Raw genomic sequence first — 13,475 nt, forward strand, 5'->3', positions numbered from 1 at the left:
CGTCAGCGGGTGGCGGCCGGCTGGAGGGAGGCCGCGGGCTCCGGGAACGCCTCGGCGTCGGTGTGGAGGCGGTGCCAGCGTTCGAGCATGTAGAGCGTCCACAGGGCGTACGTGTGCTCGGGGCGGAACGCCGTGACGAAGGCGCGCAGGGCGTCCGGTGCGAAGTAGCCGCGCTCCAGGGACGCTTCGGACAGGAGCGTCTCCTGGATGGCGGGGCGCAGGGCCGAGCCGAGCCAGCTCTCCAGCGGGACGGCCAGCTCCTGCTTGGGCCGGTGGATGACGGAGTCCGGCACGTACCGGGCGGCGACCTGCTTCAGCAGGACCTTCTCGTTGCCGTCCACGAGCTTCGCGGCGGCCGGGATGCGGGTGACGTAGTCGATGAGCCGGTGGTCCAGGAGCGGGCTGCGCGGCTCGACGGAGTGCGCCATCGCCATCCGGTCGATCTTGACGAGCTGGGCGTCGGGCAGCCAGAACCCGCAGTCGACCTGCATCACGCGGTCCAGTTCGGGCCGGTGGGCGCCGGTGCGGGCGAAGCGGTCGCGCAGATGGTTGACCGGGTGGTCGGGCAGCAGCGCCTTGAAGGCGGGGCTGTAGAGCCGGTCCTTGACGCCGCCGCGCACGCCGTCGACGAGGATGGCCTGGTAGCGGTCGGCGATGCCGCCGTCGCCGGCCGCCAGGGCCTGGGCGTCGACCTTCGCCGCGTACGCCGGGTCGATGTGCGGCAGGTCCTGGAAGAGCCGGTAGCGCCGGTAGCCGGCGAAGATCTCGTCGGAGCCGTCGCCGGTGAGGACGACGGTGACGTGGTCGCGGGCCAGCCGGTACATGCAGTCCGCGGCGATCGCCGAGGGGAAGGCGTACGGCTCGCCCATGTGCGTGAGGATGCGGTCGACGGACCGCCGCGCGTCCGCGACGCCGATGCGGTACGTGTGGTGCACGGTGCCGCAGTGCTCGGCGACGGCCCGCGCGTACGCCGACTCGTCGAACGCGTCGTGCTCGAACCCGACCGAGAACGTGTGGATCGGGCGGCCCAGTTGCCGCGCCGCGACGGCGACCACGAGGCTGGAGTCGAGTCCGCCGCTGAGCATGGCGCCCAGCGGCACCTCGGCCTCCAGCCGGTCGGCGACGGCCCGCTGGAGGAGCGCGTCGACGGTGTCGACGGCGCGGCGCGGGTCCGCGGCCTCCGCCGGGTCGGCGGTGAAGTCGAACTGCCAGTAGCGGCGTCGCTTCTCGGGCTGCCCGGCCTCGAAGGTGAGGACGGTGCCGGGCTCGGCCTTGCGCACGTCCCGGTAGATGGTGTGCGGGGCGGGCACGACGCGGTAGGAGAGGTACTGGTCGACGGCGAGCGGGTCGACGGCGCGGTCGATGCCGGGGTGGCGCATCAGCGCGTTCAGCTCGGACGCGAAGGCCACGGTGCCGTCGGCGAGCCGGCTGTAGAAGAGGGGCTTCTTGCCCACGCGGTCCGTGACGAGCAGCAGCCGGCCGGTGCGGGTGTCGTGGACGGCGATCGAGTACATGCCGTGGAGCCGGTCGACGAAGTCCTCGCCCAGCTCGTCGTAGAGGACGGGCAGGATGTGGGCGTCGCTGCCGCCGCGCACGGGCCGCCCGCGGTCCGCGAGGTAGCGGCGCAGGGAGCGGTGGTTGTAGATCTCGCCGTTGAAGACGACGACGATGCCGCGGTCCTCGCTGTAGGCGGGCTGGGAGCCGTCGGCCAGCCCGATGACCTTGAGCCGGCACATGCCGAGCGCGGCGCGCGCGTCGTGGTGGTAGCCCTCCTCGTCGGGGCCGCGGTGCGCCATGGCGGCGCAGGCGGTGGCCGGGAAGCCGGTGAGGGGTCCGGTGGTGCCGAAGGTGACGGTTCCGGCGATGCCGCACACGGCTCAGCCCTCCTTCACGTCGAAGCGGCGCTTCGCGTGGTCGGAGCGGATGGCGTCGGCGGGGACGGCGACGACGTCGATGTCGCCGACGAGGCCGGAGTCGATCATCTGGGCGACGTCGGGGGACGCCGCGCGCAGCAGCCGGCGTACGGCGGTCAGCTCCTCGTCCGTGACGTGCTCGCGGACGACGCGGATGCGCAGTCCGTCGTCGTTGGCGACCTCGAAGGGCGCGCCGGGGAACACCTCGGCCATGGCGGAGCAGACGTCGTGGTTGCTGATCCGTTCGCCGTGCTTGAAGTCGCCGCCGAGGCGGCCCTCGATGCGCTCGAAGGCGTAGACCGTGCGGCCGTCGACGGTGAGGGTGCGCAGTCCGCTGATCATGTCGCCGGTCACGTAGCGCAGGGCGGGGAAGTAGGCGCGGGTGAAGGAGGTCAGCAGCAGGGCGCCGCTGCCGCCGCCCGCCGTGCCGCCGGGCTCGTCCGCGTACAGCTCCTGCGGGGGGACGACCTCGGGGAGGATGTGGTCGTGGAAGTGGTACAGGCCGGTGCGTGCGTTGTGGTGGGCGATGGCGCCGATCTCGATGCTGCCGAAGAGGTCGAGGACGTCGCCGTAGCCGATCCCGAAGTGGCCGGCCACGCGGCGGCGCCAATTCTCGGGGGCGAGGTCCCCGACGACCATGATGCGGCGGGGCGCTATCCGCAGGCCGGGTGAGCGCATCAGCCGGTCGAGGATCATCGGCATCGTGAACAGCACGTCGGGCTGCCAGGCGTTGAGCCGTTCGACGTGCTGCTCGACGGGCAGCTGGAAGTCGATGTCGCGGGCGAGGAAGCCCATCTCCTCGAAGATCCGGCGGGCGGACGCGGCCGCGTGGCCGGTGCCGAGGTCGGCGACGGCGGTCGAGCCGGCGGCGAGGTCGCCCGCGAAGTCCTGGAACAGCGCCTTGCGCTGGGCGACGTAGGCGTCGTCGTCGGCGGGGCTGTAGAGGATGCGCTTGCGCCGGCCGGTGGAGGTGCCGGAGGTGTGGTACGCGGAGGCGTCGGGGAGGTGGGGGTGTTCGGCGGTGTAGTAGTGCTCGGTGAGCAGGCCCGGGTCGACGACGGGCAGGTCGCGGAGGCGGCCCGAGCCGCGTACGCCGCGGGCGTCGAGCAGCCGCCCGTACCAGGTGAAGCGCTCGGCGTACCGGGCGGCGAGGGCGGCGATGTCGGCCGCGTGCTCGGCACCCCACGCGGGGTGCCCGGACAGGGGGGCGCCGGAGGGCGCGGAGACTGCGGAGGCTGTGGTCACGGAGGTTCTCCTCATCGGGGCCGGTGGCCCGGCTGTGCTGCGGGTCCTGGGGCGGGGTGAAGCGGCGTGGCTAGGCCCAGCGCTCCGTCTCGCCGAAGAAGTCCGGGACGGTGACGGTCAGTCCGCGTGCGGCGGCGGCACGGTAGACCCGCAGGCCGACGGCGAGGTCGAGGATGCCGAGGCCGAACGGGGAGAACACGCGCGGCCGGTCCCGGTCGGGCTTGACGTCACCGCGCAGTACCTGCGCGAGGGTGCCGTCGAGGAAGTCGCGGTGGCCGTAGGCCTGTTCCGCCAGGTGCGGGGAGGTGTTGGCCGTCATGCAGTGGTCGATGTCGTCGAGAATGTTCTGCGACTCGGCGATGATCTCGGGGGCCAGGTCGCGCAGGGACACGTTCAGGACGGTCTGCCCGGCGGTGAACGTCCCGGCCCGGGTGACCCACGGCTCCCCGGCCGTGGTGGCGAAGACGACGACGTCGGCGCCGTCGACGGCCCGTTCGAAGTCGTCCTCGCGCTCGGCCCGGTGGCCCAGCGCGGTGACGTGGCGCTGCAGGGCGTCCGCGTACGCCGGGACGCGGTCGTGGACGACGTACCGCTCGGCGGTCCAGCCCTGCGCGTCGAAGAACTCCACGATGTTGCGGGCGATGACGCCGGCGCCGACGACGGTGATCTGCCGGGCGCTGCGCCCGCCGTGCAGCTCCTCGGCGCCGAGCACCGCGGAGGCGGCGGTGCGGGCCGCGCTGATCTGGGAGGCCTCCAGGCAGGCGAAGGGGTAGCCCGTCTCGTAGTCGTTGAGGAGCAGCGCGGCGGAGGCGCGGGGGATGTTGCGGTGGATGTTCTGGGGGAAGCTGGCGATCCACTTGATGCCGGCGACATCGTGGTCGCCGCCCACGTAGGCGGGCAGGGCGATGATCCGCGCGTCGGGCTTGTCGGGGAAGCGCAGGAAGTAGCTGTTGGGGTTGACGGAGTCACCGTCGTGGTGGGTGAGGTAGGCGGTGCGGACGGTGTCGACGATGTCGGTACGGGAGTCGGCGATCAGGGACCGGATGGCGGCCCCGCCGACGACCTGGAAGTCGAAGGGGCGCTGCTGCGAAGTCATGTGGTTCTCCGTCGGGCTGGGGCGGGTCGGGGGGCACGGGGTTTCAGCCGGGCACGCGGCGCGACCGCCGGGGCACGGGCCGGGGGACCCGGACCACACACGGATCGGCGGTCGCACCGGACACGAGCCGCGACTCGGGCCGGGCAGCAGCCCGGTTCAGGGGTCCGGGCGGGGTCGGGCGGTACGGGCCGGGACAAGCCGACGCGGGGCCGGCCCTTGGGGCCGGGGATCGTGGGTCGGAGGGGTCGGGGTCGGGCGTCGGGAAGGCCGGGGGCTCGGTCGGGCCGGAGGCCGGAGGCTGGGGCGGTCGGGGATGGGTCCGGGGTGGCGGTCAGGTCGGAGGCCGGCGGGGGGTCGTGGGCCGGAGGCCGGTGGCCCGAGGCCGGGGCGGGGTCGGGGGCGGGGGCGGGTGTCGGGGGTGGCCGGAGGTCGGAGGCTCGGGCGGGGCGAGCCCGGCACGGGGCCGGAGGCTCGGGCGGGCACGGCCCGGGGCTGGGGCCGGGTACGGCTCGGCGGGCCGGCCGGGTACGGGGCCGGGTCAGGCGGGCACGGGGTGGCCCTCGTCCCGGATGTGGGCGAGCGTCTCGGGGCCGTAGGTCCGGGCGACCCACGCGTCGTCGTAGACGGTGTGGATGTAGCGGTCCGCCGTGTCGGGCGAGAGGGCCACGACGCGGGCGCCGGGCGGGATGAGCGGGGCGTGACGTTCCACCGCGGCGACCACGGACCCGGTGGAGCCGCCGACGGGCAGGCCCCGTTCGGCCGCGAGGCGGCGGCACATGCGGATGGCGTCCGTCTCGGGGACGAGGACGACGTCGTCGACGGCCTCGGGTCGGCACAGTTCGGGGCGGCGGCTGGTGCCGAGCCCCGGGATGTGGCGGGGGCCGGGCGGGTGGCCGAAGGTCACGGACCCGGCCGTGTCCACGGCGATGATCTTCGTGCTGGGCGAGAAGGCCCGGAAGTGGCGGATGCAGCCCATCAGGGTGCCGGTGGTGCCGGCGCCGATGAAGAGCCGGTCGACCCGGCCGATGTGGCGCAGGATCGACGTCGCCGTGGAGCGGGCGTGCGCGTCGGGGTTGGAGGGGTTGGCGTACTGGTTGAGCCAGATCAGCTTGGGGTCGGCGGCGAGTTCCCGCCGGATGCGGGCGATACGGGTGCCGAGGAAGCCGCCGTTCGCGTCGCGCTCGTCGACCTGGATGACCTCGGCGCCCAGGGCGCGGATCAGCGCGAGGCTCTGCGGGGAGATGTTGGGGTCGGTCACGCAGGTGAAGGCGTAGCCCTTGGCGGCGGCGACGATGGCCAGGGCGATGCCGAGGCTTCCGGACGAGGACTCGATGATGCGGCCGCCGGTCCAGAGCAGGCCGCGCCGTTCGGCGTCCTCGACCATGCCCACGGCCGATTTCAGTTTGATGGAGCCGGCCGGGTTCCATCCCTCGATCTTGAGGAAGGACTCGCTGCCGGGGACGAGTCCGTCGAGCCTGACGAATATGTCGTCGGTGATGATTTCGTGCGCGTGCTGGAAGATCACGGATTCCCCGTTCCACCGAAGGGCGGCGCTGGGTCAGCGCCTCGTCAGATGTGCGCGAAGCGGTCCAGGAAAAGCGCTTCCGCAAGGGCTGTGGCGGCGATGTCGCCGGGATTCACGCTCTCGTCGGGCGCGTGGATGCGCGCCTCGGGGTCCTCCACGCCGAACAGCAGGATCTCCGCGTCCGGGTGGAGCCGTTGCAGGGTGCTGCACAGGGCGATGGACCCGCCCGCGCCGATGACCAGGGGCTCGCGCCCGTACGCCTCGGCCATGGCGTCGCTCATGGCGCGGTGCGCCGGCCCGTCGGTGCGGCCGCGGAAGGACGCACCCGTGGTGATGCGCGTGATGTCCAGTCGGGCGCCGAAGGGCACGGCCCGCCGCAGGTGGGCGGCGAGCACGTCGTGCGCGTGCGCCGGGTCGGTGCCGGGCGGGAGGCGCAGGCTGACCAGCGCCTTGGCGGAGGCCCGCAGGGCGGGGACGGCCTCGTGCGGGGCGGGCCCGTCGATGGCCAGGACCGTCGCGGAGGGCCGCGTCCACAGCCGTTGCGCGGGGGAGCCGGTGCCCATCAGGCGGACGCCGTCGAGCAGTCCGGCGTCCTGCCGGAGCCGGTCCTCCGGGTAGTCGGCCGGGTCCGCGGGCGGTACGGGCGGCTCCAGGCCGGCGACGGCGGTGTCGCCGTGCTCGTCGTGCAGGGACGCGAGGACCCGGACGAGCGCGGTCATGGCGTCGGGCACCGGCCCGCCGAACTGTCCCGAGTGCAGGTCGCCCCGCAGCGTGGACACCGTCACCTCGGCTACGGCCATCCCGCGCAGGGACGTCGTCAGCGTCGGCACGCCGGCCTCGAAGTTGCCGGAGTCGGCGACGAGGACGGCGTCGGGCGCCATGAGCTCCGGCCGCTCGGCGAGGAGCCGTTCCAGGCTGCCCCTGCCCCGCTCCTCGCTGCCCTCCACGAGCACGGTCAGCGACACCGGCGGCGGGCCGCCCTCGGGGCGCGCGGCCCGCAGGGCCCGGAGCGCCGCGAGGTGCATGAGGAGGTTGCCCTTGCAGTCCGCCGCGCCCCTGCCGTACCAGCGGCCGTCCCGCTCGGTGAGCGTGAAGGGCGGTGAGGTCCAGCGGTCGGCGTCGCCCTCGGACACGACGTCGTAGTGCGCGTACAGCACGACCTCGCGGGCGCCGGGCGGGCCGGGCAGCCGGCCGATGACGGTCGCGTTGCCGTCGTCGGTGCGCAGCTGCCGTACGGCGAACCCCTCGGCGGCGAAGGCGTCGGCGACCCATCGCGCGGCGGCCTCGCAGTCCGGCGAGGGCTCGGGCCCGTCACCGGCGACGGACCGCAGGGCCACCAACTCGGCGAGCTCGCGCCGGAGCCGCGGCATCAGCGCCTGGACGGCGTCGGCACACCGGGCGGGGTCGAGGCGGGGGCCGGCGTCGAGGCCCGGGGTGGAGGTCGTGCGCACCACGGCTCACACCCCCCGCGCGCCGGTCCCGGCCAACGGGACCCGTTCCGGCCCGGTGCGGCCGGGCGCCGCGGGACGGCCCGTTCCTCCGGGCCCTCCGGCCTCCAGCAGGCCCCGCGACTCCAGCATCCTCAGGGCGATGCGTGCCGCCTCGTGCCCGGCGCGGTGCTGGGCCTCGGCGGTGCCGGCGCCGAGGTGCGGGGTGGGGAGCACGTTGGGGAGGCCGAGGAGCGGGGAGTCGCGGGGCGGTTCGACGGCGAAGACGTCGAGCGCCGCGGCGGCGACGCGCCCGTCCTTGAGGGCCCGGGCCAGGGCGTCCTCGTCCACGATGCCTCCGCGTGCGGTGTTCACGAGATGGAGCCCGGGCTTCGCCAGGGCCAGTTCGCGCTCGCCGATCAGGCCCTCCGTCTCGGCGGTCCTCGGCAGATGGACCGTCAGGAGATCACTTCGGGCGAGCAGTTCGCCGAGGGTGACCGGTTCCGCGCCGGCGCGCCGGCAGTCGTCGTCGGCGACGTACGGGTCGTGCGCGAGGACGGTCATGTCGAAGGCGGCCAGCCGGCGGACGACTTGGCGGCCGATGCGGCCGAGGCCCAGCACGCCGAGGGTGCGGCCGGCGAGTTCGCCGCCCTTGAAGGCGGAGCGGTTCCACTCCCCCCGGCGGACGTGCTGCGCGGCTTCGGGGATGTGCCGTGCCAGGGCGACGGCCAGGCCGACGGTCAGCTCGGCGACGCTGACGGCGTTCGCCGCGGGCGTGTTGGCGACGGACACGCCCGCGCCGTCCGCGGCCGCGGTGTCCACGTTGTCGAGACCCACCCCGGCGCGTACGACGCCTTTCAGCAGGGGCGCGTGGGCGAAGACCTCGCGGTCCACCCGCGTGCCGCTGCGCACGACCAGCACGGAGGCATCGGCGACGGCGGCAAGGAGCCGCGTCCGGTCGCCTCCGTCGGTTCTCCGGACCTCGCACGCGGCGCGCAGGAGGTCCAGCGCGTCGTCCGGCAGCGGATCGCTCACCAGCACCACAGGTCTGGGCATGACGGCATCTCCTAATGAGGGCGGGGACACCCCGAGGGTGGGGGGCGTGTCCCCGCCGGGGGTGCGCCGGAGCGGATCACGCCCGGCGTTCATGAGCTGCGATGCAACCATAGACCAAGACTCATCCGTGTACGCAAGTGCACTTTTGACCGGAGCGCACGATTCCGCAGCAGTTCGGCCAGCCACTCGGACGTAACGACCGAAAATCGGCCTGACAAACCGGGCAAACCCGCCCTGACCCCCCTTGTGCAAAACTGAAGAATAAGTTTGGCTCGGCATGCATGTTTGAACCCGATTACCGAAAGGGGTACGTGGTGGCGAGCCAGAGCGAGACCAGCGGGGTGCCCGCCGTCGCCGTCGTCGGCATGGGGTGCAGGTTTCCGGGCGCTCGGGGAGTGGACGCGTACTGGGACCTTCTGCGCGGCAACGTCGACGCGATCACACCGATCCCCGGGGACCGGTTCGACGTGGGCCCGCACTACAGCGGGGAACCCGGCACCCCGGGCAGGACCGTGTCACGGCACGGCGGATTCCTCGACGACGTGTACGCGTTCGACGCGGCGTTCTTCCGCCTGTCGCCGCGCGAGGCCCGCACGATGGACCCGCAGCAGCGGCTGCTGCTCCAGGTGGTGTGGGAGGCGCTGGAGCAGGCGGGGATCCGGCCCTCGTCGCTGGCGGGCCGCCGCGGCGGCGTCTTCGTGGGCCAGGCCACGTCGGAGTACGCCGAGACGACGGGCGAGGCGGCCGTCGCGGACGTACGCGCCATGGCGGGCGGCAGGCTCCGGGCGGTCACGGCGGGACGCCTCAGCTACGCCCTGGACCTGCGCGGGCCGAGCGTGGTCCTCGACACCGCCTGCTCCTCCTCCCTCGTCGCGGTGCACACGGCGCGGCAGAGCCTGCTCACCGGCGAGAGCGACATCGCCGTCGCCGCCGGCGTCAACGTGCTGCTCTCCCCCACCGACTCCATCGCCTACTCGCAGGGCCACATGCTGTCGCCGGACGGCCGCTGCAAGTTCGGCAGCGCGGACGCCGACGGCTTCGTCCGCAGCGAGGGCGTCGCCGCCGTCCTCCTCAAGCGCCTGCCCGACGCCGTCCGCGACGGCGACCCGGTGCTGGCGGTCCTCAAGGGCAGCGCGGTGACCAACGACGGCCAGGGCAGCGGCCTGCTGCTCCAGCCCGCCGTGCCCGGACAGGTGGACATGCTGCGTGAGGCCTGCCGCAGCGCGGGCGTCGCCCCGGCGCGCCTGGACTACGTCGAGGCACACGGCACGGGCACGGTGGTCGGCGACGGCGTGGAACTGCGCGCGCTCGCCGAGTTCTACGGCTCCGGCGGCCCGGTCGCACGCCCCCTTCTCGTCGGCTCCGTGAAGAGCAACATCGGGCACACGGAGGCGGCGGCCGGCATCGCGGGCCTCATCAAAGCCGTCCTGACGGTCCGTCACCGACTGGTGCCCGCGTCCTTGCACTGCGCCACGCCCCACGACCTCCTCCGCGACGGGGACCTGCCCGTCCGGGTCGTCACGGAGAACACCCCGCTGGACCCGGACCGCGGGCCTGCGGTCGTCGGGGTCAGCTCCTTCGGCATCTCGGGCACGAACGCCCATGTGGTGATCGGCGAGTACGTCGCCGACGCGGCCGGGCCGAGCCCGCGCCCGTCCGCCCCCGCGACCGCGAAGGAGCGCGACGAGGCCCGGCGCGCCCCGCACCTGCTCGTCCTGTCGGCCCGCTCGGAGCGGTCCCTGCGCGCACTCGCCACCCGCTACGCCGCCCACCTGGAGCCGGGCGGCCCCGGACACGGCACCGCGCTGCGGGACATCTGCCGCACCGCGGCCACCCGCCGCGACGCGCACCCGTACCGCCTGTGGGCCGTCGGCACGACACACGCGGAAGTCGCCTCGGTCCTGCGCACGCTGGCCGACGGCGGCGAGTCGCCCTACGGCGGCACGGGCGAGGCCGGGTTCACCACGGACCGCGAGCCGGTCTTCGTCTTCGCCGGCCAGGGCTCGCAGTGGGCGGGGATGGGACGGGACCTCCTGCGCTCGTCACCGGCGTTCCGCGCGGCCATGGCGGAGTGCGACGCCGCTGTCCGGGAGGAGACGGGCTGGTCCGTGCTCGACGTGCTGAACGCCGAGGACGGCGGGTTCCCCGACACGGTCGACACCGTGCAGCCCACGCTCTGGGCCGTCCAGGTCGCGCTCGCGGCACTGTGGCGGGAGATGGGCGTGGACCCGGCGCTCTGCATCGGGCACAGCATGGGCGAGGCGGCCGCGGCGTACGTGTCGGGGGCGCTGTCCCTGCGGGACGCCGCCGCCGTGATCTGCCGCCGCAGCGCCCTGATGCAGCGGCTGGCGGGGCGCGGAGCCATGCTCTCCGTGGAGCTGCCCGCGGCCGAGGCCCGCGAACTGGCCTCCGCGTACGGCGACGGGGTGTGCGTCGCGGCCGAGAACGGGCCCGAGGCGACGGTCCTCGCGGGCGACACCGCCACGCTGGAGCGCATCGCCGCGCGGCTGGACGAGCAGGGCACGTTCTGCCGCGTCGTCCGCGTGAACGTCGCCTCGCACTCGCCCGTCATGGACGAGATAGGGGACGACCTGCGGGCCGCGCTGCGGGACCTGCGGCCCACGGCCCCGCACACCCCCATGTACTCCACGACCCGTTGCGAACCGGTGCGGGACGCGGCCCTCGACGCGGCGTACTGGCAGGAGAACCTGCGGCAGCGCGTCCGGTTCAGGGAAGCGGTGGAGTACGCGGCCAAGGCCGGCGACCGGGTGTTCGTGGAGGTCGGCCCGCACCCCGTACTGGTCCAGGCCGTGCGGGACGTGGAGGCGGCCGCAGGGCTGCCGGGCACGGGCGTGCCCACGCTGCTGAAGGAGCAGGACGGCACGTCGGCGGCCGTACGGGCCCTGGGGCGGGCCTTCACCCTGGGCGTCCCCGTCGACTGGGACCGTTTCCACGGCGTGCCGGAATCCGGCGCCGCACCCCGCGTGCCGCTGCCCCTGTACGCGTGGGACGAGGAGCGGTACGTGCCCGAGCCCGCGCCGCGCCGGGCGTACGACGCGGCGCCCGCCCCGGCCCGTCCGGGGGCGTACGGCAGGGACGTCGCCCTGCGCCGCCTCGGCCTGGCGGGGGTGGCCGAGGGCCTGGAGGTCCGCGGGCTGCGTCCCGTACCGCCGCCCGTGTACTTCGGCGCGATCACGGAACTGGCCCGGGACGTCCTGCCCGACGGCGAGTTCACCCTTGAGGAGATACGTTTCGGCGCGGAGCCGCCGCAACTGCCGGACGCCCTGGACGCCGTCGCCCGCATCACGCTCGTGCCCGAGGACACGCCCGGCCTGTATCGCTTCACCGTCGCGCCGGCCGCACGACCGGGCGCGGGTCCATGGCTGACGGGGTTCCTCCGCGCGTCGCCGGGAGGCCGGGAGGACGGGTCGGACGGACTGCGGGAGCTGGACCTGGCGCTGACCCGGTGCACGGAGTACGTGCCGGGCGGCGAGTTCTACCGGCGGGCCGAGGCGCGGGGGTACCGCATCGGCGAGGCGCTGCGGACGGTGGGTCAGGTCTGGCGGCGCGACGGCGAGGCCGTGGCCCGGGTGGCCGTCCCGCCGGCCGGCGGGGCCGTGGCGCGAGTGGGTGTCCCCTCGGCCGGCGGGGCCGCCGCGCTGGAGGCCGGACTGCTGCCGGTCGTGGCCGCGTGGCCGCACTCCGGCGGCCCGGGTGCGGCCACGTGCGTCTTCCTCACCGAGTCCTTCGAGAGCGTGCGGCTCTCGGGCCCGTTGGACGGCACGTACTGGTCGGTGGCGCGGTTCGCGCCGTCACCCGCCGCGCAGGACGCCCGGGACGGTGGCCGGGCGGACATCCTGCTGGTCGCCGCGGACGGGCGGGTCGCCGCCGAGTTCCGGGGCGTGGGCATGCGCCGGCTCCCGGACGCGGCGCCGGGCGGGCGGCCGGAGGGGGAGCCGAGCTGGGAGTCGGCCGAGGACCCGACGGCGGAGCCGGCCGGGGAGCCGGAGCGTGCGGTGGCCGGCGAGCGGCGAGGCGAATGCGCCAGTGCGGCGCGGCCCGCCCCCGCCACGGTCCTGGACCACGCCGCCTACGTCCTGGGCACGCCGGCGAACCGGATAGACCCCAGGATGAGCCTGCGCGAACTGGGCCTCGACTCGCTGATGGCCCTGCAGTTGCGGGGCAGGCTGCGGGCGAGCCACGGCACGGAGGTGGCCGTCCAGCGGCTGTTGGGCAAGGAGAGCATCGGCGACCTGGTCACGGCGCTCGAGGGTGCCGATCCGGCCGTTCACGGCAACGAACCCAGACGGCAACCCATAGATGTACCCTAGTATAAATATGGGTTCTGGCAGGGAAAACAAGTGCAGTGAGAGCGAGGCCGTGCCGTGGCCATCCATACACCTCAGACGGAAGCGGGGCGTCCACTGGGACGCCGGGAGCGGAGCAAGCAGCGCGTCAAGCACGCGATCTACACCTCCGCGCTCACACTCTTCGCCGAGCAGGGGTACGACGGAACGACGATCGACCAGATCGCGGATCGCGCGGACGTGGCGCGCGGCACGTTCTTCAACTACTTCCAGCGAAAAGAGGACCTGGTCACCGCCTGGGCCGAGGGACGCAGTGAGAGGCTGAACTCCATCATGGAGGAGTCGCTGCACGCGACCGACGACGTCACCGTCCACCTGGAGCGGTGCATGGCCGCCCTGGCCCAGCTCAACGAGGCGGAGCGGGACATCACCCCCGTCATGCTGGAGGCGTGGGTGAAGGCCGGGCGCCCGCTCCACGAGGAGCCGTACACGGCCTCGATCTTCACCACGATCATCGAACTGGGCAAGCGCCAGGGCCGGGTCGCCCCGGACATCGACTCCGAGCAGGTCGGCCACATGCTCCGGGACTGCTACCTCGGCGCGCTCTACCGCTGGTCGCCGCAGGACGAGGGCAAGCCGCCGCTGCACGTCGAACTGCGCGCGATCCTGCGGGTCGTCCTCACCGGCATCCTCGGCTACCGCGAACCGCGCTGACCGGCCGCGGCCCCGGCCCGGCTCGTATGCGGCGGTGAGGCTCCCCGCACAGGGGTCTCACCGCGGCATGCCGCGTCCGGCCGGACCGGTCGCGAGCGGGACGCGCGCTCCCTCACCCGGGCGAACCGGCAGAAAATCCCGCGCGAACACCCGCCCCCCGCGCCAGTGTTGAGGAGCCGTACGGCACCACAC

The 13,475-nt window shown here is 74.2% G+C and carries 8 protein-coding genes; 2 read left to right on the forward strand and 6 right to left on the reverse strand.

Translation table 11 applies throughout. The features are described from left to right. Positions 1 to 2: 2 nt before the first annotated feature. The 6 genes from asnB to ABEB09_RS03420 form a co-directional block, all read right to left on the reverse strand. Positions 3 to 1,874, reverse strand: coding sequence for an asparagine synthase (glutamine-hydrolyzing) (asnB, locus tag ABEB09_RS03395; protein ID WP_345686941.1), 1,872 nt, complete (start codon positions 1,872 to 1,874; stop codon positions 3 to 5). 3 nt (positions 1,875 to 1,877) lie between these two features. Further along, complete coding sequence (locus tag ABEB09_RS03400; RefSeq protein WP_345686943.1) at positions 1,878 to 3,158, reverse strand: phenylacetate--CoA ligase family protein; 1,281 nt, start codon at positions 3,156 to 3,158, stop codon at positions 1,878 to 1,880. 70 nt (positions 3,159 to 3,228) lie between these two features. After that, positions 3,229 to 4,254 carry a 2,3-diaminopropionate biosynthesis protein SbnB gene (gene sbnB / locus ABEB09_RS03405; RefSeq protein ID WP_345686945.1) on the reverse strand — a complete coding sequence of 342 codons (1,026 nt, stop codon included), beginning with the start codon at positions 4,252 to 4,254 and terminating at the stop codon, positions 3,229 to 3,231. Positions 4,255 to 4,792: 538 nt separating this feature from the next. Next, positions 4,793 to 5,779, reverse strand: coding sequence for a 2,3-diaminopropionate biosynthesis protein SbnA (gene sbnA, locus ABEB09_RS03410; protein WP_345686947.1), 987 nt, complete (start codon positions 5,777 to 5,779; stop codon positions 4,793 to 4,795). 44 nt (positions 5,780 to 5,823) lie between these two features. Beyond that, entirely contained in the window at positions 5,824 to 7,230 is a 1,407-nt protein-coding gene (locus tag ABEB09_RS03415; protein ID WP_345693826.1) for a dipeptidase, read from the reverse strand. A 6-nt stretch (positions 7,231 to 7,236) separates the two neighbouring features. Further along, positions 7,237 to 8,262, reverse strand: a complete 1,026-nt coding sequence (locus tag ABEB09_RS03420; protein WP_345686949.1) for a hydroxyacid dehydrogenase — start codon at positions 8,260 to 8,262, stop codon at positions 7,237 to 7,239. Positions 8,263 to 8,576: 314 nt separating this feature from the next. Here ABEB09_RS03420 and ABEB09_RS03425 point away from each other — a divergent pair, with 314 nt between their 5' ends. Then, a complete protein-coding gene (locus ABEB09_RS03425; protein ID WP_345686951.1) occupies positions 8,577 to 12,593 on the forward strand; it encodes a type I polyketide synthase in 4,017 nt (1,338 codons plus the stop codon). Positions 12,594 to 12,647: 54 nt separating this feature from the next. Further along, positions 12,648 to 13,283 carry a TetR/AcrR family transcriptional regulator gene (locus ABEB09_RS03430; RefSeq protein ID WP_345686953.1) on the forward strand — a complete coding sequence of 212 codons (636 nt, stop codon included), beginning with the start codon at positions 12,648 to 12,650 and terminating at the stop codon, positions 13,281 to 13,283. Positions 13,284 to 13,475: the final 192 nt, after the last annotated feature.

It is taken from the genome of Streptomyces coeruleoprunus (assembly GCF_039542925.1).
Lineage (GTDB): Bacteria > Actinomycetota > Actinomycetes > Streptomycetales > Streptomycetaceae > Streptomyces > Streptomyces coeruleoprunus.

What these genes read in the sequence shown, in the direction of transcription:
- sbnB (WP_345686945.1), bottom strand. Translation starts at nt 4,254, where the DNA reads ATGACTTCGCAGCAGCGCCCCTTCGACTTCCAGGTCGTCGGCGGGGCC.
- ABEB09_RS03420 (WP_345686949.1), bottom strand. Translation starts at nt 8,262, where the DNA reads ATGCCCAGACCTGTGGTGCTGGTGAGCGATCCGCTGCCGGACGACGCG.